The organism is bacterium, assembly GCA_035527515.1.
Lineage (GTDB): Bacteria > B130-G9 > B130-G9 > B130-G9 > B130-G9 > B130-G9.
Genome location: DATLAJ010000135.1, coordinates 1 through 20,624, shown reverse-complemented (window position 1 = coordinate 20,624; position 20,624 = coordinate 1). Strand labels below are relative to the sequence as shown.

The following is a 20,624-nucleotide window of genomic DNA, read 5'->3' as shown; positions in this document are numbered from 1 at the left end:
TATAGTGCTACCCTCCATCTACCCCTTATTTGATCAGTTGGCCGAATCGATCGAGGCCGAGACGGCCATCCTCAATAGTCTGGCAGAACTTTTCACTGCCGAGCGAAAGCTCGTGATCAGCGGCGATGTGAAAGCTCTTGACCGCATGACCAAGAAAAAGCGGGGGCTTCAAAAAGACCTTTCGTCTGCGGCGCAGGCTACCGAGCAGGCGATGAGAGCTGTCTGCGAGACGGCGGAGATCGATCGCGGCAGGATAACAATGAACCAGCTTCCGGGATACCTTCTGGGAAATGATGACGAGAGGGCCTGCGTCTTGGCGAGCCGGCTTGAGGAGCACCGACTCGCGGCCCAAAGCGCCGGCGAGTCGGGATTAAGGACACAAGAGCTGCTGAAGAAGTCCATGGGTTACGTTGAACACATGGTCCGAATGATCACACAGCCTCAGAATCCGCCCTCGACATATTCTTCTAAGGGCCGGCTGAGTACTGGTGGACAGTCTCCCACATCGTCAATAACGTTGTAGCTGTGAAGGAGGCGCCTCAATGAGCGACATTTTTTCTCTTCTAAATATCGGCGTCAGGTCCCTCACGGCCCAGCAAACGGCGATTAACATCTGCGGCCACAACATCGCCAACGTCAACACGCCGAACTACTCGCGGCAGTCAGCGGTGTTTTCGTCATCCAGTCCGGAGCAGCTGGGCTTGCTTCAGATTGGCACCGGCACAGACATCACGCAGATTATGCAATACCGCGACGAGTATGCTATATCGAAAGCCAATCTACACAAGGGTCTGCTGGCTTTCGCTGAGCGAAAGCACTCCTTCATCTCTGAGATCGAGCAATCGCTCGTCTCGACCAATGCCCAGCATCTTGGCGATACGTTGACCGAGTTCTGGCAGTCGTGCGAGCAGGTTGGCAACAGCCCTGAAGGCGCCGCAGAGAGGCAGAACCTGGTCCAGACGGCAGATCGCCTGACGAGCGCAATCCGCGCGCAGAACGCCAGGTTCTCGGATCAGCGGACCTTCGCAAACGACGAGGTCAGCCAAACCGTTGAGCAGATCAACAACTTGGCAAAGAAGATAGCCGAGCTCAACGTCGGGATAACGTCCGCATCCGGCGGCGAGATGACCCACGCAAACGACCTTATTGACCGCCGGTCCGAGGCGCTGGATGAGCTTTCGAAGCTCATTGATTTCAACATGCTCGAGGACGACAGGGGCGGAGTAACTATCTTCGTTGGGGACAACCGCACGCTCGTCAGTGCTGACCAGCGGAACACGCTTGTCTGCCGCAACAACGTTGACAACAACGGCCTTTATGATGTTTACCTCGACGACGGTAACTCTCAGCACAACATCACTTCACGCATAGCCGGTGGGAGGCTCGGCGCCGACCTCGAGGCTCGGGACGAGATGGTCGTCTCCTACATGGCCGACCTCGACGAGCTCACCACAACGCTGCTGAAGACCGTCAACCGTGCGCACAGCATGGGTTTTGCCCTTCGGGACCAGACGAGCGTAACAGGAGCTTACTCGGTCTATAGCTCAACGATTGCGTTAAACGACGCTCTGAATCTCGAGGGCGGCTCGAACCTGGCCTACGATTCGGAGGCAGGGACGTTTAACATCACGATCACCCAGGATGGAGAGATAGTTCAGAGCGTTACAGTTGCGGTGGACCCCAACACGGACTCGCTTCAGGACGTCGTGGACAGGATCAATTCCTCAACGACGTATTTGACGGCGAGCATCTCTCAGAACAGCCTTCAGATCACCGGCGATGACGGACACGAGTTCGTGGTTGGAAAAGACACCGGTGGTGTGCTTGCGCAGCTTGGCGTGAACGTCCTGCTTACGGGATTTGACTCATCCGACATTCAGGTGGCGGATGCGGTTGCGGAAGACCCAACGCTCGTTGCTGCGGGGGCGACGTTCACGTCTGGGGACGGTGAGAATGCGTTGTTGCTCTCGATGCTTGCGGATAAGCAGTTGTTGAATGACGGGACGGCGACGTTTGGCGATTTTTTCAACTCGGTCGTTACCCGGGCCGGCAACGAGAGCGCCTCAGCCGAGTTCGAGGTGAACCGGGAGACGGACAACGTCAACTATTACGATGGTCTTAAGCAGCAGACCGCAGGTGTCTCGATCGATGAGGAGATGGCGAACCTCATCGTATATCAACAGGCCTACAACAGCGCGGCCTATTTCGTGTCCGTCGTCAATTCGATGATCAACACGGTGCTTCAGGAACTTGGCGGTTAGGAGGGCTTTTAGGTGCGTGTTACACGGAACATGATGGTTCAGGACTTTCTCACTAGGGCCGAGCAGCAATACGGACGGCTCAATGAACTCAATCTGAAGATAGCATCCGGCAAGAGGGTCAACAAGCCGTCTGATGACCCCAGTGGGCTTGCGCGGATTTTCCGGTACACGACGGCGGTGTCGAGGATTGAGGGGTACATGGCGAACGTGAACATGGCCTCTGCGTGGTCTCAGACGACTCAGAGCAGCATTCAAGAGGGCTCGGACCTTGTTCAGCAGTCGCTGGAAAAAGCGATGATAGCCCTGAGCGACTCCACTTCGGACGAAGCACGAGAAGGCCTTTCACAAGCCGTGAACGGCTACATCGACGAGCTCATCTCACTGGCCAACCGCTCCCAGAACAATCGCTACCTGTTCTCTGGCACAAAGACATCGACCAAGCCGTTCGTCAGGCTACAGCGAGACATCACGCTGGTTGGCTCGCTGCCGGACGGCGTTGAGGATGTTACTATTGGCTCGCAGTTCTCCGACCTTCCTGAACTTCAGCGCTCCGTCTATACAGTCGAGGTAACCTCGGACGGCGAGAACGCGACAGTCTTGCTGAAGGACGCCGATGGCTCGTCGGTCCAGATCGATGACAACTCGAAGGACGACACATCCTACCTCTCCAGCTACAACCATCTGGCAAACTCAGTAACGGTATCCCTCGGCGAGACGGCAGATACCGGCAGGGGCATCAGGATCAAGACCTCCTCGACCATGGCGTTGGGCGTGCAGACCTTCCGAGTGATCTTTACGCCGGATGGAAGCTTCGAGTACGTAGGCAACAGCGGCGCGGTGAAGTCCAAGATCGGCGATGACCTCATCGTAGATGTGAATGTGGCCGGGCACACATTTCTCCAGGCGGACACGGTCATTGGGACCGAGACTATCGATATGGTCCAGGGAACGCCTCTTGCATCCGGCGGCGGCGACGTGAAGTTCCTCATCTCTGATGGGGTTACCACAAAGACGATTACTTTTGCAGAGGGCGTCTCATACACGCAATCTGACGTTCTAAATCTACTCGATCAGGCCGGCCTATTCATCGGCGAGGGCGACCAACACGACGACGAGGTCTTCATAAGTGCGAGCTTCGATGCTCAGGGGCATCTCAGGCTTCGGCCTACCTCCGAGGGCATCCCCGGTAAGATCGTCCTGAACGATCTGAGCACTGGCGCCAACACGCTGAAGAGCTTTTTTGGTATGTCAAGCGGCCAGACTGACGGCACTGCCGTGTTGGACACTCTCAATCGTCTGGCGCGGAACATCGACGCGGGAGTAACTCAGTCCAAGATATTCAGCCCATCTGACTGGGCTAGCGGCAGCACCGCATCGGTCAGCAGAGACGGCTACTACACGGGCGCTAACGACGCTACGTGGGTCTTTACCGTCGGCGACGAGGGCGGCCTCGTCGGCCAGACTGACGGCCTGACGATCACCGTAACTGACGAGGCGACCGGCGAGGTCATCAAGACGATCGACGTTGGCGAGGCGTACTCCTCCGGCGAGAGCATATTGATAGCCGATGGCGTCCAGGTATCGTTCTCCGGGGTCCCAGGCACGCTCGAGGCCGGCGATTCGTTCACGCTTGACCTCCGGTGCGACAGAAGCGAGTCGGCGGCGCTGGATGACAGCATAAATGATCTCATCAAGACCGAATCGCTCGTCGGCTCCACGCTGCAATACATGGAGATGGTCCAGAAGAACCTGCTTGACTATCAGACGCTGATGAAGGGACAGCTTGACCAGGTGCAGGGAGTAGATCTGGTGGAGGCGATTGCGCAACTCCAGCAGGAGGAGCTGGCCTACCAGACATCGTTGGCGGTGGGCGCCAGAATACTGAATCAGGTTACCCTCCTGAACTACCTGTAAGCCCCCTTGGACTGCGGCGGCTCGACGCCGCTTTGGCTCGCCGCGGCCCTTGCCGATCGCCAGTCACGCGCGCAATAGTCCCATTCAGAGCCTTCTGGGCTGTTGATCAGAAGGTGGTGTCGAGCCACCACCAATCAAAGCGGTGTCAAGCCACCGCACTCCAAAGATGCCTCCGTCGAGTGCGACGGCCGTCAATCCAATCTTTCAGGCCGAAAAAACCAGCTTGACAACCGGTTTATCTTGCCCTTATCTTGTTAATATAAGGATGTAGTGCGTTAAGGAGAGTCGGAAGCGACGATAGGGTGCGGGCCTAGCCTGTCGCCTGTCATCTTTTCCTCTCGCGGATAGTCCATCCGCAGACTCCCCCTTACTGCATGGTTTGTCGTTTTGATTTGTAGGGGCAGTGCTTGCCCTGCCCAAATATGGTTGTAGGGGCGATTCACAAAGCGGTAGCGCGACGGAACGTCAAATCGCCCTAAAGACTTGTAAGGAGAAGAGAGATGTTTTTACGACGAGAGATGACGTTGACGCTCGCTACCATGATCACGGTCCTCGCGATCATGGTGACGGGTGCCCTGGCTGACGACGTGTGGCCGATGCACCAGATGAACCCGAAACATACAGGTCGCAGTCCTCACAGAGGACCAAAGAGCCCCACAATAAGGTGGACCTACCAAACCGACGGAGAGGTAGCCTGTTCGCCGGCTATCGGTCCGGATTCCATTGTCTATTTGGGTACCTATGCGGGGACGTTCTACGCCATCGATTCCGATGGCACTTTGCATTGGACCTATGACGCCCCGGGCGGGGGATTCTACTACTCAGACCCGGCAGTGGCGCAAGATGGCACCTTATACGTCGGGGGAGAAAGGGATCATAAGTTCTACGCTATCAATAGTGATAGCACGCTTAAGTGGAGTTACACCACGGGAGACCGCGTTTGCTCAGCCCCAAGTATCGGCGCGGATGGGACAGTTTATGTCGGATCTGTCGACAACCGTCTCTACGCCTTCAACCCCGACGGAACCGTGAAATGGTCCTTCACGGCTGCTTGTGATGTTGATGCCAGCCCAGCGCTGGCTGCAGATGGCACAATCTATATCAGCTCGTATTACAGCGGTGGGCTTTATGCCATCAATCCGGACGGGACCCAGAAGTGGAAGATCTCAGAGTCAAATATGGGCTGGGCTACTGTAACCATTGACGAAGAGGGCATTCTATACGTGCCGACCGGGTATAACGGTCACGTATGGTCCGTTGACCCAGCCGACGGATCGATCATCTGGGACTACAACGTCGGCGTTCGGGTCCATACATCTTTGGCACTAGGCGAGGATGGGGTGGTTTATGTTGGCGACTATAATGGCAAAGTGAGCGCCTTATGGCCTGACGGCAGCCTGAAATGGTCCTATGATACAGGAGAAAGTCACGCATCGTCTCCAATAATCGACGATGACGGTGTTGTCTTCTTTTGCACCCGCAATGGCGATGACGGAACGGCATGGGCGATTGAGCCGGACGGCACATTGCTCTGGTCATTAGAAATTGCCGGGCGAGTGGGATGGATGCTCGGTCCATCCCTTGGAGAGGATGGGACGCTATATTGCGTCAATCCTGACGGTGTCTTGTATGCCATAGGCGATTACCCAGTCAGCTACTATGTGAACGGGGACAGCGGAAGCGACTCTTATGACGGGATGCGCCCGACGTACGACGGGACCCACGGCCCCTGGCAGACAATCACTCACGCGCTTGACACTGTTTCCGGCAGCGAGGCGGAACCCGTCACCATTCACGTCGCGGCCGGCACTTATGCCGCCTCAACCCCCCCATACAACGGGGAGACGTTCCCCCTCTATATGGAGAGCTGGGTCTCGCTGTTGGGCGAGAACCGAGACACAACGATCCTTGACGCGGAGGATGACGCATATCATGTGATCTACTGCGATACGGTGAACGACCTGACGATAGAAGGGTTTACGATAACAGGAGGCCGGGCAGACAGTACCAGTGCTCCCGACAAGACTGGCGGGGGCATATACTGCGCCTGGTCTTGTTCGGTGTCGATTCAGAACAACACCATAATTTCCAACACTGCCAGGTATAAAGGTGGCGGAATCTTCTGCGCCGCCTGCGATTACCTGACGATCACCAACAACACTATCACAAGTAATCTCGTAACAGAAAGCTCATCGCCGTATAGCTACGGCGGTGGCATATACTTAGGCAGCAGCGGTCCTGCGACGATTTCACACAACGTCATCAGCGAGAACACATCAGGTGCTGAGGGTGCCGGAATCTGCTGCTATTTGAGTTCGCCGAGTATTGAAAATAACACGATTACTCACAACTGCGCGGAACGCCATGGTGGCGGGATATCCTGTTTCGCCTATTCTAATCCGACGATCACGGGGAATAATATCATACACAATGAGGCCTCCGGCAGCGCTTACTGCTATGGTGGCGGCATATACTGCTATCAGTCATCGCCGACGATTGACAGCAACACTATAGCGGAGAACGTGGCCGAAATGTGTGGCGCCGGGATAGGCTGTTTGGACAACAGCTCGCCCATGATTGAGAAGAACCAGATCACTGGCAACTCCGTAGAGCGCTCCAGCGGCGCCGGGGGCGGGATATACTGCAACGAGGAAAGTTCGCCCACAATCAGAAGCAACGAAATCACTGGCAACTCAGGCGGAATTTGCTGCGAGTATAGTTCCCCCACCGTTGAAAACAACATCATAGCGGGGAACGTGGCCGAAATATATGGCGGCGGCATATACTGCTATCAGTCATCGCCGACGATTCACAGCAACCAAATCACTAGCAACTCCATAGAGCGCTCCTGCGGCGCCGGGGCCGGAATATGCTGCTTAGACAACAGCTCTCCGACGATCACAAACAACATCATCAAACAGAATCAAGCAACCGGTGAGAAATACGGTGATGGTGATACTGAGGGCGCTGGGGGTGGTATATACTGCTCCAAAGGAGGCACTGGTTCAGGGTACGCCCCATCCTCACCGATTATCAGAAACTGCACCCTAGCTGACAACAGCGCCTCGAATGCTAATGGTGGCGGTGCGGTTTACGCGGATACTGATTGTGAACCCGAGGTGAAGAATTCGATTCTTTGGGGCAATTCGCCCGACGAGATCGCCGGCCCCGGTTCTGTTACAGTCACATACTCCGATGTTCAAGGTGGCTGGGCAGGCACTGGGAACATTGACAATGACCCACGATTCTGCTCACGAGGTGGGGAAACCAATTATGACGGGTATTTCCTGAAGCAGGAGAACGACGGCGCCGGATGGCCCGAGGCTCAGTGGAGTCTATGTATCGACGCCGGAGACCCCAGCAGCGATCCATTCGGCGGAGCGGACAACGAGGAATACTCGACCGCTGTAAACGGCTTTCTAGACATCAACACCGTTGATATGGGCTACCACTATGAATATCACGGCTGCACATACATCGAGCTCGTGTCGTTCGAGGCGCGGCCGCATGGCTCAAGCATCGTGCTGCGCTGGCAGACGGGCGCCGAGATCGACAACGCCGGCTTCCTTATCTATCGGGCGATTGCGGGCGCGAGCGACTACGTGCAGGTGGGCGATCTGATCGCAGCGGAGGGCACGGCGGCCTCGGGCGCCTCATACAGATTCGTTGACCGCAACGTCGAGGCGGGCGTCAGCTACGATTACTGGCTGGTTGACGTCGACACGAGCGGCAAATGGACGGCACATGGGCCGGTGTCCGCGACGCTTGGTGGTCTGCGGGGCTGGCCCAGTCAGCCGAAACTGTTCACATCCCTTATGAACGGCAACCTGACCACGAAGAGCGTCCCCTTGCCGAGGCGCGAATAGACCTCGATCATCCCGTTGTGCTCCGAGACAATCCTCTCGCTCGTGGCAAGTCCCAGCCCAGAGCCTTTGGCCTTGCTCGTAACGAATGGGTTGAAGATGGTCTCGATGCTCTTCTCAGTCATCCCCTTGCCGAAATCGCGACAGTATATTGCGATGTGCTTCCGGGCCTTCAGTCCGTCGTCTCCAACGACCTGATGTGCGGGGCCAAGCGACATAAACTCGCTCACCACCGGCTCTTGGCCCTCTGCCCCGCCGACGCCGAGCCCGTCGCGATTGAGGCGCGTGCCCAAAACAACCACGGCCGGTGATTTCGCGGCCTCCAATGAATTGATTACGAGGTTTATCAGGACCTGCTTGATCAGGCCGGGGTCGAAGAGAGTGTCCGGCAGGTCTCTGTCAAGTTGCAGCTTCAATTTTGCTTGCGCCTCGTCGAACTCGGTCTTCAAGAGTTTTTTGGTATCCATTACGAGGTAGTTGATGTTGCTCAGTTTGGGGTTCAGGTTGATGCGGGTCGAGTAGTCGAGCAGATTCCTCGTGAGGCTGGAAAGCCTCCTGGACTCGTCACGTATTATCTTGGTGAACTCCCTGACCAAGTCGCTATCTACTGTCTGGCCGAGATACTCAGCGGAGCCGCTTATCGCCTCAAGTGGGTTGCGAATTTCGTGTGCTATCCGAGCTGCCATCTCGCCGACCGCTGCGAGGCGATCGAGCGACCTCATGCGGTCCTCGATTTTGTGCCGGTCGGTGGTGTCTTTGATGTAAAGTATTACCTGCTCGACCTCGCCCTCCTGGTTGAAGAGCGGAAACACCTCCTCCTCGAGGAACGAGGGTTCCTCGCCCTCCTTCCTCGGAGCATGAAACGCCGCGGAGGCCTTTTTACCTGATCTGAGCGTGGTGAGCGCTGGGCAGTTTGGGCATGGTCGGTCGCCTCTTTGGAAAAGCTCGTGGCACTTTTTGCCAACTATCTCTTCTACCGGAAGGCCCAGGAGTCTCTGCTCACTCTCGTTTACGTTGAGGACTCCCAGGTTCTTGTCCAGCGTGATTATCCCATCAGTTATGCCGTCAAAAATCGCCTGTAGTCGCTGCTTGCTCTTCAGGGTGGCAAGGTGCAAGCTAATGTATTGCCTGGCTATTTGCCTGTAGATGGCGAGAACCAGCAGCGCATAGACGAAGATCGGGACGGTCTCGCTGAGCATCACAAGCGTAGAATCTCGGCCCTCGAACCCAAGAACGTTCCGCAATATGCACGCCTGCGCGAATGCCCACAGCAATGCGGCAGCGACGATAAGCCACGTCGATTTGCGTCCCGCAAGTAGGGTGTAGAACACGATCGCAGCCAGAAGCGCGAGATCGAGAGATGCGATGAGCCAACAACCCCAGTGAAGAGCGAAGGCGACAGGTGGCTGCTGCAAATGGAACGAGACAAACACCGCCAGCGATATACCGACAGCGGATAGAAGGTTATAGACCATGATCTTTTGCAGAAACATCTTCCGCCTGGTCACCGGATACAGAAAGGCCGTAGTCAGGATTATCAGCGCGAAAAGCTCCAGCACTCTATCTAGCAGGACGGAATACTGCTCCACCGGAGAGAGGTGAGCGATCACTCGCAGACCCAAGACCGAGCAGTTGAGATACTCCTGGGACATCAGCACTATGAACCCGAGCGTCAGATAGGTGTACTCCCTACTGTGTGTCCGCTTGCGCTCGATGTTGACCATCACGAGGATCAGGACGGCGAACATGAATTGTATGAAGTGGGAGAAAAACATGCCGCTTAATTCGTAGAAGAACGTGGTCAATCCTCGCAGCATGAGATCGGCCACAAAAACAAACGTGTTATCCATCTGACGCCCGCTCTATTCCCCGCGAAAGGAGCCGCTCATAAAGCGCCGCGGTCTGATCCGCCATCCGCTCCAATCCGAACTCCATCGCACGGCTCCTTGCGTTTCTCGACATTTCCTTCCGAAGCTCAGCATCGGTCAAAATGCGCACAACTCGCTCGGCAAGCCCCTCCGCGCACGGCTCGCACAGAAATCCCTCCTGGCCGTCCCGAACCGCCTCCCGGTTGCCGCCGACGTCGGTTACAACCGCCGGAAGTCCCGTGGCCAGCGCCTCCAACAGCACATTGGAGAAGCCCTCTTTTGCTGAGGATGACACAAATACGTCCGAGGCGGCAAGGCATTCGGCCACGTCCTTGCGGTAACCCGCGAATATGACGGCGTGCGCAATCCCAAGTTTTCTCGAAAGCTCGACGAGCGAATCGTGAAGCTCGCCGCTCCCAAGAACCAACAGCCGCGTCCCGGGCTGCGACTCATGGACAATTGCAAAAGCCGAGAGCAGCAGCTCAGGTCTCTTCTGTGGGATGAGCCGGCCAGCAGCAACCACGAGCTGCTCGTCATCTCCGATCCCAAGCTGGGCTCTCACCTCGCTGCTTGGGCTGCGCTTCCCAGCACGCCAGAGCTCACGGGGCCTGAATCTCTCAGTATCAACACCATTATAGATCACAACAATGTCTCGTCCTGAAAGACCAGTAGCCTCCAGATAGTCCTGCTTCACACGTTCAGACACACAGACGGTTGCGTCGCGAAAACGCGCCACGAACCGATCTTGAATAACCTGGCGCCTCGTTCGGAACTTCCCAACATTGTGAACGTTCGAGATAATGACAGGAGCGCCGGCGAGGCGCGCGGCGAGCGTCCCGGTGATGTTCGCTGCGTACATGTGCGTGTGGACGATGTCGGTCTGCTGCCGCCTGATGAACCGGGCGAGGCCGAAAATCCCGACCGGGTCGAGGCGCGAGCGAACGCGGCAGACGTGAACGCGTGCCCCCGCCTGGGCGAGTCGCCCCGCAAGCGAGCCTGCCTCCTTGATGCAGCAGACTGCCACATCAAAGCCCCGGTCTCGCAAGAGCGGCAGAAGCGACGCGAGTTTCGCCTCGACCCCACCGCGAGAGAGCTGCGTTATGACCCGCAGCACGCGGGTGAGTCCTGCTGGCTCATTTGACAGAGGTATGCGTTCCATAAGAGCTGATTCAACCACGGACGGGGACGAATGGACATGAGAAAATGAGGAAAGATCGAAGGCGCTATGAAATCACAAGGGGTGCCGCTTGCTGCACCCTTAATGCAGGTGCGGTCATATCAGAGGAGTGAGGCGCAGGCTAGGCAGACTTGTGGACGTCGATCATCTTCATCCCGCAGTAGTATTCACTTGAGACGGGCTTAACGATCGCCGAGACCTTCGCCACGATCTCCTTGATGCGCTCGCACTGCGACTGGATCGACCTGAGTCGTTGTAGGACGCCGTTTTCGACGCCGCCGGAGAGCTTTCTCTCCAACAGCTCGCTCGTCGCGAGGATTACTGTCAAGGGATTGTTAATTTCGTGGCTCAAACCGATCGCAACCTCACGTATGACGGAGAGTCTTTTGGTTGCGATCTCGTCCGCCTTCGCCAGAAGGTCCTTATCATAAGCTTCGACCAAAAGCCCCATCATGCTCTCCCACTTCTCCAGCTGCTGTATTGACGCTATCAGATCATTGATCTCGTCGTCAGATACCGTTGGGCTGATGGACCTGAGGAGTTTTCTGAAGCCATCCGCCAGATTCTCACCAGACCGGCGATCGGGAATGAAGTTGCCGGCGTGGCCTGACCCTGAGTCGCGCTCCAACATCTCGACCGCCTCATCGACGTCTTGGGCCATCTTGAAAAAACGATCAAGTTCAGTGTGCTCGAGAACCTCTGCAACTGGACCTGAAACGCCCGCCAAGCACAGCTGCGCGTTGTGCGCCTGGAGCGTCTTGGCTATCCTGACGAGTAGTCCGAGGCCTGAGCTGTCAACCCGAAGCACGCCTGACATGTCGAACACGATCCTATGGACGGACGGGTCCTCAACCAAGTGCTTTATCTGGCCGAAGATGTTCCGCGTGTTAGTTACGTTGACAACACCGCCCAACTCAAGGACGATGACCCCTCCGTAGTTCCAGGTCTTCAGCACAACAGTCCCTCATCTGTTTCAACAGCTAAAAAATCTACTATAACCGGCAAGCCTTATCGTAAGCGGAGGTTGAAAACTCAAGGTAAATCTCGCCTCGACCCTTGACCGAGGAGTCCCCAATAGTCAGATTGACCGTGCGCGAAGTTGTCTCTTGAAGTTGCCTGACACGTAGATAGATGAGTTCATGTTGCAGTCCGGACTGCTGCTTCCTTTACTTGGCGGGTGTAAATGAGGGAGCGAGGCTGCAATCCCCGACAGGGGATACCGTGGGTAGCCGTGCATGCAATGCAACGGGAGGGTTATCCTCGCGGCATAGGAGCTCTCTTTTACCGTCAGGCTGACGCCTGCGGCTACCTGTGGTGTGCCCTTTCGGGCAGAATCCCATGCGCCCCGTCCCCGACGCGGCCGCAACATTCCCCTCTTCAATCTGATTATTGGGGAGTCCCACACTTCTTGACAGCCTAGGCGGCGGGCACATATACTTCTGCGTCATACTGGATGTGCCGGGTGCGTTTCTCTCCCTGATTGCGCTAGGAGAATGAGATTGTCTCAGATTTGGGCAGCATTGTGTGTAGCAGGCTTCGCCGGGTGGGTTACTTCGACGATTGTGTTCATCTTCACAGCCTTCACGAAGGATAATAAGTTTTTGCCCAGAAAAGGCTTGCTGTGGGGAATGATCATTGTGATGTCCTTTGCATTCTGGGTCGTCGGGTTGAAAATGGCCTGATCTCCAGCAAAACCCGATGAAGAACTCTCGAAGCACTGCTCCCGAACCAAAGCCCTTTTTGGCCAGAAACTGGAAGGTCCTTCTCGGCCTTCTCATTAGCGCCGGCTGCCTTTACTACTTCATCCGAATGTGCGATTTCGGCGAGATGTGGAAGACCATGAAGGAGGCCAAAATCGGGTTCCTCTTGCTGACCCTCATCTCGATCTTCACCACCTACTGGGCAAGAGCCGTCAGGTGGCGCTTTCTGTTGAGGCCGCTAAAGCGCGTGACGGTTGGCCCCTCTTTCTCGGCCACCATCATCGGCTTCACCGCCTCAAATATCTTCCCAATGCGTGCCGGCGAGTTCGTCCGAGCCTATGTCCTTGCCAAGAACGAGAATATCCGCGCAACATCAACCTTCGCCACAATTGTCGTCGAGCGGCTCTGCGACGGCTTCTGCGTCCTGGCCATCCTCGTCTTGGCGCTCACTGTAACAGCATTTCCCAAGCCACCAGACCCCTCCCAATTGAGCGAGCCAATGCAGAGAATAGTCGCGGCTATCACCCAGCAAAGGCTACGCTACTTCGGTTACTCGACGCTCGCTCTGTACCTCGGAATCATGTCAATACTCCTGTTCTTGCGGTTTGCATCAAAAAAAACAGAGCTCGTCATTTCCAAAGTGCTCTTCTTCGCGCCCAAGACCGCCATTCGTAAAGTAACAGACGCCCTGCTCTCCTTTTCCGACGGGATCGCCTCGATTAACACGCCAGCTCAGGCAGCAAATGTCTTTGTGTGGTCGCTTCTGACTTGGGGCACAATTGCGATCGGCCCATGGCTGCTTTCGCTCGCGTTCGGACTGACGCTCCCAATCCACATGGGCCTCTTCGTGACCGCGATACTCACGGTCGGCGTCATGCTCCCATCCTCGCCGGGGTTCATCGGCATATTCCAGCTAGCGGCCGCAGCAGCGATGGTCTTGCTTGGCGTTCAGGAGCAGGTCGCAACCAGCTACGCCTTGATGCTGTGGGCCCTGTCCATCATCCCCGTAACGATACTCGGCTTCATCCTGTGCTGGGTCGGCAAAACATCCTTCTTCCAGATAATCAAGGCCAGCAAGCAAGAGCGGATGGCAGCCGGGGAGAGCTCGTAGTGAAAGATGGCCCAGCCCCAGGCTGACGACGAGCGAGACTCCGGCAAGATGTCGATTGTCGAGCATCTCGCCGAATTCAGGAGGCGCCTCATCGTTTGCATCGCGGCAGTGATTGCCGGATTCGCAGTTGCCTACGTTTTCTCCGACCATATTCTTCTCGTGCTCATAGCGCCGATCAAAAGGGCTCTCTCGCCCGAAGGAACCCTGGCGATACTTAAAGTGCAGGAAGCCTTCGTAACTCATATCAAAGTGGCGCTCGTGGCAGCCGCGATCGTCGCCTTCCCGGTGATCATCCACCAGGTCTGGGCATTCGTGCTGCCGGCTCTCAAGAAAAAGGAAGCCAAAGCCGGCTTGATGCTCGTCATATTCTCCACGGTCCTCTTTGCTGCGGGGATTCTCTTCGCGTATTTCACGATACTGCCCTATGCCTTCACGTTCTTCCTAAAAAGCGCACAGGGCATCGCCGCGCCCAACATCTCGCTGGCTTTTTACGTCAATTTCTGCGCCCGCGTCCTTCTCGCCTTCGGCCTCGTGTTCCAGCTGCCGCTCGTAATTGTCTTTCTCGTCCGCTCAGGCATCGTGACGCTCAATCAGGTTAGAAGAGCCAGGCGATACGCGATCGTTCTCATCTTCATCGTGGCGGCCATTTTGACGCCGCCCGACGCCCTCACCCAAATCCTAATGGCCATTCCCCTACTCGCCCTCTACGAACTCAGCATCCTCGCCGCAAGGCTCCTGACCAGGCGGGATTAATCGTATGCAGGGACAGCCACAAACAATAACGGAGCTTGGCTGAGGCGAGCTCGGAACGTGCGAGCCAACAGGGCAAAAGATAATCCGAAACGTTCTCCCGTGTGCCGTGGGCACCCCCACACCCCTCCGCTGCTTTTGTGCCTTGCGCCGAGATGTTGCGAGGCAACCTCTCGGCCAGCCGCCAATCGCAAGGCGATTGATGGCTAACCCATGAATTACCTGAACCGTTTGATGCGACTTCCCCTAGGTGGTATCTTTAGGTCAGTTGAAGGAACCAGACGGTGGGCGATGCGCTTGCCGCGAGAAAATACTGTAATCCTTCAATTCCCTGAAAGGGGATAACGTGGGTAGCCGTAGGTGAAACCTACGGAAACGTGAAAACGAGAATAAGAAATCAACCCTGAAGCGGTTGCACAAAGGAGGGCCTCAAAGAATGAGCCCAAAGAAGAAAAAAAAGACGAAGCCAAAACCGCTGGACCTCAAGCTGACGCTCGAGAACTTCGGCCCGCTCCGAAAGGCCGAAATCGACCTCAAACCACTAACCATCTTCATCGGCCCGAATAACTCAGGGAAGACGTATGTAGCGACGATGTTCTATTCGCTGTGGAAGGCCTTGCAGATAGTCTCCGTGTACGCCGTAATGCCGGCTCGAGTATTGAGAATCAGGGAGAAAGCTTCTCATCAATTCTCTTTTTCCGCCGATCCCTCCGGAGCCGAATGGTTCAAGTCATATGACGCATTCCTCAAGTCTCTGGCACCCGATTTGATCGCATTTGGGGATGGCGGACTCGATATAGCCGGTTTCCTCAGCCGGTTCTTCCCCAAGCTTCTCGATGATCAGCAAGAGCTATTACGAAAGAATATAGCAGGGCAAATCGGGACATCGTTCAGCACGAAAGGCTCCGACCTCGCTAGATCAGGCCAAAAGCGATTTCAACTCCTCTGCCGAACTCGCCACTTAGATCTCAAGTATGACTCTGGTTCGGATGTAGGGGAGATACGGATTGGGGGAAATGAGAAGCTATTGCATGCCCTTGTGGCGGAGAACAAGCTGAGCAGCATATGCGATAGGATCAAAGCCGTGGCGAATGACAAGCATGAGGCGGATCTTGCGCACGATGAGGAGATCGCCTTCTTGCTGGCGCACCTTGCACGAACTGCACAGTTTGGGTTTTGGCACGACTTCCTGGAGGCTTTCGGTGAGGAGAGGCGGAGGTTGCATAAGCGCGAGTTCCACTACCTACCCGCCCCCAGATCAGCCTTGCTTGAGGTCTATAAACCTCTTGTTTCGGGCGTCTTCCGTCAGATGGGCGAAGCCGGGCACGAGAGATCGGAGATCCCCACTATAACTGGCGTGACCTCCAACTTCATGACATTCCTGACGCATTTGCCTCAACCAGAAGGACCTTTTGCCAAGATGGAAATCCAGATGTCCGATGATTTGATTCAGGGCCGGATAGTCCTGGAAGTAGCGCATCCGAATCTGCCCCCGACTTTCCTATATGAGTTCGAAGGCGGCAAAATCCCTCTTTACAGAGCCTCATCAAGCGTATCCGAGCTAGCGCCACTCTTTCTGTATTTGAGGTATGCAATCAAACCCGGAGATGCCCTCATCATCGACGAGCCTGAGGCCCACCTGCATCCAGCGAATATCAGAGTGCTCGCCAAGTACCTTGTGAAGCTCGTCCGGGAGGGCGTCAATTTGATCATCACGACGCACAGCGACTATCTGTTTGGGCAGATCAACAACTACATCTTGCGGGGCGAGCTAAGGGCAAAGCGATTCAAAGAGAAATCAGATGACCTCCCAGACGTCTATCTCAATCATGATGAGGTCGGTGCCTACCTGTTCAAGAGGGACAACAGGATCAAGAAGGGGACAGCCTATCGGACTGAGGAGCTTGAGGTTACGGAGGAGGGATTCTCCGAGCAGGAATTCGTCAAGGTTAGCCATGCGATGTATGACGAGCTAGTTGATCTCAGACGTCAGATCGATCCCAAGGAATACTTGGATGACGAATGGTAGATTGAGGAGAGATCGCCAAGGAGCCGTGGATTATCTCAAGAATCGCACGAGTCTGAAGGAGGTGATCAGGCCAGAGGGATGTAGAGAACCCGTCCGTCTCCCAGGTGACCAGGAACACGAATGCCATATCTGCACCGAAGAGGTGCCAGAAGACTCATTCGTCGTTTTGGGCGAGCCTTTGATTCAGAAAGAAAAAAGGCGCAAATGTGATTGCATCATACTCTATGAACGAGATGACGGACGCGAGCCCTTCATCGCTATTGTCCTTGCAGAGATCAGAAGTCAACTCCCAAGACCCAAAAGGAAAGACATTCGGGGCAGGTCCAAATTCGACCAGAAATTCAAACACACTTCTGAAGAAGTCCGGAGAATCCTACGCGGTCTTAAGAGAAGAATGAATGGGGAAGTTGAGGTCCGTTGGTTCCCCGTACTGATCACTTTGCCGTTGACAGAGAAACAAATCGACATACTAAAGGGCAAGACGGTCGCATGTGGGCTTAAGAATAAACGGCTTCTGCATAAGGCATGTGATCCTCGCAAAGATCTTCATCCTCACCTACTTCGCGACATCATTGACTTTGGACCAGAGGCCATCTGATCGCGCCTCACCCCTCCCCCATCAGCAGCTTCAGCGCGAGGGCGTTCTTGGACTTGTTCTTGAGGCGCTCGGTCCAGTCGCTCGGCTGGAACAAGGCCAACGCGGAGACCGTCGGCGAGGTCAAGGCGACGTTCACCCTCGTCAACCCAGGCCCGGCGCGGGACATCGACATCTATATCGCCTGCGATTTAGGCGATGGCCAGCTCTTGTTCTACCCGGAGTTCACGCCGGAGCCGAGCGGCATCCCGTTTGCGGCGCCCGTTCACTTCTATCTCGACCGCTATTCGCTAATTGAGGCGCAGGTCCCGTATGGCTTATCAATTGAGCCGATTCACTTCTACTGCGGCATCTCGTCGCCCGGCGAGTTCAGATTCCTTCGCCCGATCGACGTCCTCTGACCGCGAGTACCTGGCGCAGAAGGCGCACATTCCTACGTTTGAGCGGTTCTATCCAGACGCTATTGGCTACTCGCGTTGGTAGCGAACATCGTCGCCGTGCGTTTGAGTCGTCGCATACCCAGGCGGCTAGTTATCGACTAACTCCCAGACTGAGTTCATGTGCATCCTGCCCGGCTGGCTCCCGCCAAAGAGTAGAGCACGCTTCTGAACTGAATCCCAGACAGCGGCAGCGCCGCACACCTGAAGCGTCATTCGCAGTTCAGGCTGGATTTGCGACCACTCATACGTCGTAAGGTCCAACGCCAGAAGCTCCAAGTAATGCTTATGTTTGAAATCATCCTGGCCGCCGAAAACGACCATACGGTGCCTGACGGGATCGTAAACCGCACAATGCCCTGACCTTAACCCAGGCACGATGCCTTTGGTCTCGATCTTCTTCCATTCAGCTTTGGCTAGGTCAAGCGAATAGACGTTGCTGAAATCCATCTCAGAGCCGCCCTTACCTGTCCCAATTCCACCGAAGACCAGAAGTGACCCGGTCTTGGGGTCATATATCTCGCTGTGCCGGTCGCGCGGCTCGGGAATGTCGCCCTTTGTCTCCAACTTCTTCCACTTGAAATCTTCCAGCGAAAGTGAATAGACATCATTGAAATACACTGTCCGATATCGTGTGTTGTCCGGGTTGACCCAGGCTGATCCTCCGAAAAAGACCATCGAGTCCGACTTGGGGTCATAGACAGATGCCGTCAGCATCCGGCACGTGGGAATATCACCGCTGTGTGATGCATCGTGCCACTTGTTCTCGGAGAAACTATACCAGTGTGTCTCAATCCCCTTCTCAACCAGCGGAACAGTGACAACCATCCGGTCCCTTTTGGTGTCATAAACGCCTATCCCAAGCCAAAGCTTCCTCAAATCACCATCCTTGGGCTCAATCCGAGACCACTCCCTCGTCTTCAGGTTCAGAGTCCACAGGTCTCCCAACGGAGTGAGTGATTCAAGCCGGCCTCCGAAAACCACAAGCTGGTTGGCCTTCTCACGGAATACCACAACAGGCTGGACACGAGGTTTGGGCGCGCTCTTATTCGTCGTAATCTCCGCAAACCTTGGCCGCTTGGCCTTCTGCGCAGCAAGCAACAATGCTGCACAAAGACCAAAGACCATAACCAATACAACCAAACACTTCGTCTTCATACGAGCCTCACTCCCCCGACAATCCGTTACCAAGAAAGAGAACATCTCACTTCAAACAAGAAGCAACTATGCAAGCTGCAGCTTGTCATGTCAACAGCCCTCGAGAGCCAATAATCAGACTGATCGTTTCTGAAGTTGAGGTCTGAAGCTGGCTGGCACATAGGCAGGGGAGTTCATGCGGAAAGCGGAGTTGGTGCCTCCTTCACCTAACGGGGTGCCCACGGCACTCGGGTAGCTTTTTCTATTGGCCATCGCGGAGGTCGGCTCGCACGTTCCGAGCTCGCCTCCGCCGGAGGCGCAGGCTATGGGAGCGGAGGCTCTCCGCCCGACAGGGGATACCATGGGTTAGCCGTGCGTGCAACGCAACGGGGAGGTTAGAAAGGGGGATTGTGGCGTTATTCGCACCGTCAGGCTACGCCTGCGGCTACCCATGGTCTGCCCTTCGGGCACGAGCTTCTGCCCTCCATCCGCGAGACAACCGTACGCTCCTTAGCAGAGCCCACGCCGCGTCGAGCCTCCGCACTCCAAATCACCCGTTGGGTGCAACAGGCGAAGCGGGCAGGGGTTAGGGCAGCATTATGGCAGCGCAACGCATCCGGCTACGTCTTTGATTGGGAAACATATAGGCAGCACGTGGGTTAGAGGGAGCCAAGGTATATAAGCTATCGTTGGAGATGGTCCATCCGGCAGCACTGGTAGCGGGGTCTCAGTGATTCGGCCCTTCGTCTGGACGAGTCTTGCCTCGACAATAGAGAAATCGGACGGGCCCGCCAGGACCAAGATGCGCACCTCGCTCAGGCGCCCGGCCAACACCCATTGCGGCTCGCGGTCAAGAACAACCGTAGCCTTTGTCCCTTCGATGTGAGCCGGCAGCTCGAGTGAGCCGGTCCTACCGTTTGAGGTGAACTCTAGCCGCACATGTAAGCTCTGCATTGACGTATTGGTGATGTGAAGCTCCGCCTTGTCAATAAGCATCGAATCGATCTCTGGCTCGAGGCGCAGCAGAGCGCTATTGGCTGTTGAGGCGACAGCCGCCCGGGCGTGTATCACGTCGGATCGTAGCGCCAGATATGACTGTTGGCGCTTGAGAATGCGTCTGACCAGTTCTGGGTCCTCAACCGCCTTCTTTCCGTCATACCGAAACGCCAGAAACGTTGTCTCCGGCGCTATCGCGTTGTATTGAAAGCTCTTGGTCCAAGCGCGAAAGCTGGCCGCACCCAGCGTCATCCAGTCCTTCCCATACTCACCCCTAAGCCTACACCGGAGGCTTGCGCAGAGGACCTCCTCGTCCTTGATGGGGACGCTGCCGTCGAAGACCACCAGTATCAAGGTATTATCCGGAACCTGCGGTTTTACCGCAATAATCGCCTCGGGAAGCTTGGCAGCATCATCCGATTCGGCCACGGATGCTGCCATCACTTTCAAGAAGCCGCCAGCGTAAAAGCCGACGATCAGCACGATCAGGCCAACTGATAATGCCTTCAGCGGCACCCGGGAGACCTTAGGCAAGACGCTTTTGGAGATAGCGCACCTGCACAGGAGCGCGATAGCAGTGATCGAGGCGACCCAGAATCTCGGATGGTTGATCACGGGCTGCTGAGAGAAGAACTCGACCCAGCTTGCTCTGAACAGCTCAAACACCCAATAGCTGATCGAAATCACAACGACCCAGTCCAGGAATGAGACCAGGACTGACGCCCGGCTCGAGCGCCTCTCGGCGTCCAGAGCTGCGCCCAAGCAGGAGACCGTCAAGTAGCCCAG

General features: G+C 55.9%; 14 protein-coding genes. 9 read left to right on the top strand and 5 right to left on the bottom strand.

The window, feature by feature from the left end; genetic code table 11:
* The first annotated feature begins 4 nt into the window (after positions 1 to 4).
* From VM163_11075 to VM163_11060, 4 genes are all read left to right on the top strand, one after another.
* Positions 5 to 523, top strand: coding sequence for a flagellar protein FlgN (locus VM163_11075; protein ID HUT04421.1), 519 nt, complete (start codon positions 5 to 7; stop codon positions 521 to 523).
* 19 nt (positions 524 to 542) lie between these two features.
* Positions 543 to 2,261: a flagellar hook-associated protein FlgK gene (gene flgK / locus VM163_11070; GenBank protein ID HUT04420.1), complete on the top strand. Its 1,719-nt coding sequence runs from the start codon at positions 543 to 545 to the stop codon at positions 2,259 to 2,261.
* A gap of 12 nt (positions 2,262 to 2,273) precedes the next feature.
* On the top strand, positions 2,274 to 4,175 hold the full coding sequence (flgL, locus tag VM163_11065; protein HUT04419.1) for a flagellar hook-associated protein FlgL: 1,902 nt from the start codon (positions 2,274 to 2,276) through the stop codon (positions 4,173 to 4,175).
* A gap of 500 nt (positions 4,176 to 4,675) precedes the next feature.
* Positions 4,676 to 8,041, top strand: a complete 3,366-nt coding sequence (locus VM163_11060; protein ID HUT04418.1) for a PQQ-binding-like beta-propeller repeat protein — start codon at positions 4,676 to 4,678, stop codon at positions 8,039 to 8,041.
* Here the strand turns inward: VM163_11060 and VM163_11055 are convergent.
* The 3 genes from VM163_11055 to VM163_11045 form a co-directional block, all read right to left on the bottom strand.
* Positions 7,966 to 9,888, bottom strand: a complete 1,923-nt coding sequence (locus tag VM163_11055; GenBank protein ID HUT04417.1) for an ATP-binding protein — start codon at positions 9,886 to 9,888, stop codon at positions 7,966 to 7,968. The two genes, VM163_11060 and VM163_11055, sit on opposite strands and share 76 nt — an antisense overlap.
* Entirely contained in the window at positions 9,881 to 11,065 is a 1,185-nt protein-coding gene (locus VM163_11050) for a glycosyltransferase (GenBank protein HUT04416.1), read from the bottom strand. The genes VM163_11055 and VM163_11050 overlap by 8 nt, the downstream gene beginning before the upstream one ends.
* Before the next feature lie 139 nt (positions 11,066 to 11,204).
* A complete protein-coding gene (locus VM163_11045) occupies positions 11,205 to 12,038 on the bottom strand; it encodes an anti-sigma factor antagonist (GenBank protein ID HUT04415.1) in 834 nt (277 codons plus the stop codon).
* A 544-nt stretch (positions 12,039 to 12,582) separates the two neighbouring features.
* Between VM163_11045 and VM163_11040 the strand changes: the two genes are divergently transcribed.
* The 5 genes from VM163_11040 (at position 12,583) to VM163_11020 (ending at position 17,669) form a co-directional block, all read left to right on the top strand.
* Entirely contained in the window at positions 12,583 to 12,765 is a 183-nt protein-coding gene (locus VM163_11040; protein ID HUT04414.1) for a hypothetical protein, read from the top strand.
* 16 nt (positions 12,766 to 12,781) lie between these two features.
* Positions 12,782 to 13,894: a lysylphosphatidylglycerol synthase transmembrane domain-containing protein gene (locus tag VM163_11035; GenBank protein HUT04413.1), complete on the top strand. Its 1,113-nt coding sequence runs from the start codon at positions 12,782 to 12,784 to the stop codon at positions 13,892 to 13,894.
* Positions 13,895 to 13,900: 6 nt separating this feature from the next.
* Complete coding sequence (tatC, locus tag VM163_11030; GenBank protein ID HUT04412.1) at positions 13,901 to 14,647, top strand: twin-arginine translocase subunit TatC; 747 nt, start codon at positions 13,901 to 13,903, stop codon at positions 14,645 to 14,647.
* Between the two features lie 433 nt (positions 14,648 to 15,080).
* Positions 15,081 to 16,673: an AAA family ATPase gene (locus tag VM163_11025; GenBank protein ID HUT04411.1), complete on the top strand. Its 1,593-nt coding sequence runs from the start codon at positions 15,081 to 15,083 to the stop codon at positions 16,671 to 16,673.
* A gap of 645 nt (positions 16,674 to 17,318) precedes the next feature.
* A complete protein-coding gene (locus tag VM163_11020; protein ID HUT04410.1) occupies positions 17,319 to 17,669 on the top strand; it encodes a hypothetical protein in 351 nt (116 codons plus the stop codon).
* Positions 17,670 to 17,795: 126 nt separating this feature from the next.
* Here VM163_11020 and VM163_11015 read toward each other — a convergent pair whose 3' ends face one another.
* Both VM163_11015 and VM163_11010 read right to left on the bottom strand, forming a co-directional pair.
* Positions 17,796 to 18,863, bottom strand: a complete 1,068-nt coding sequence (locus VM163_11015; protein HUT04409.1) for a kelch repeat-containing protein — start codon at positions 18,861 to 18,863, stop codon at positions 17,796 to 17,798.
* Between the two features lie 576 nt (positions 18,864 to 19,439).
* On the bottom strand, positions 19,440 to 20,624 hold a 1,185-nt coding region (locus tag VM163_11010; protein HUT04408.1), incomplete at its 5' end, for a hypothetical protein.

Bases quoted from the DNA above. Each gene is read 5' to 3' on its own strand.
- VM163_11035 (HUT04413.1), top strand. From the start codon at position 12,782: ATGAAGAACTCTCGAAGCACTGCTCCCGAACCAAAGCCCTTTTTGGCC.
- VM163_11060 (HUT04418.1), top strand. From the start codon at position 4,676: ATGTTTTTACGACGAGAGATGACGTTGACGCTCGCTACCATGATCACG.
- VM163_11025 (HUT04411.1), top strand. From the start codon at position 15,081: ATGAGCCCAAAGAAGAAAAAAAAGACGAAGCCAAAACCGCTGGACCTC.
- flgK (HUT04420.1), top strand. From the start codon at position 543: ATGAGCGACATTTTTTCTCTTCTAAATATCGGCGTCAGGTCCCTCACG.
- VM163_11015 (HUT04409.1), bottom strand. From the start codon at position 18,863: ATGAAGACGAAGTGTTTGGTTGTATTGGTTATGGTCTTTGGTCTTTGT.
- VM163_11050 (HUT04416.1), bottom strand. From the start codon at position 11,065: ATGGAACGCATACCTCTGTCAAATGAGCCAGCAGGACTCACCCGCGTG.
- VM163_11055 (HUT04417.1), bottom strand. From the start codon at position 9,888: ATGGATAACACGTTTGTTTTTGTGGCCGATCTCATGCTGCGAGGATTG.
- tatC (HUT04412.1), top strand. From the start codon at position 13,901: ATGGCCCAGCCCCAGGCTGACGACGAGCGAGACTCCGGCAAGATGTCG.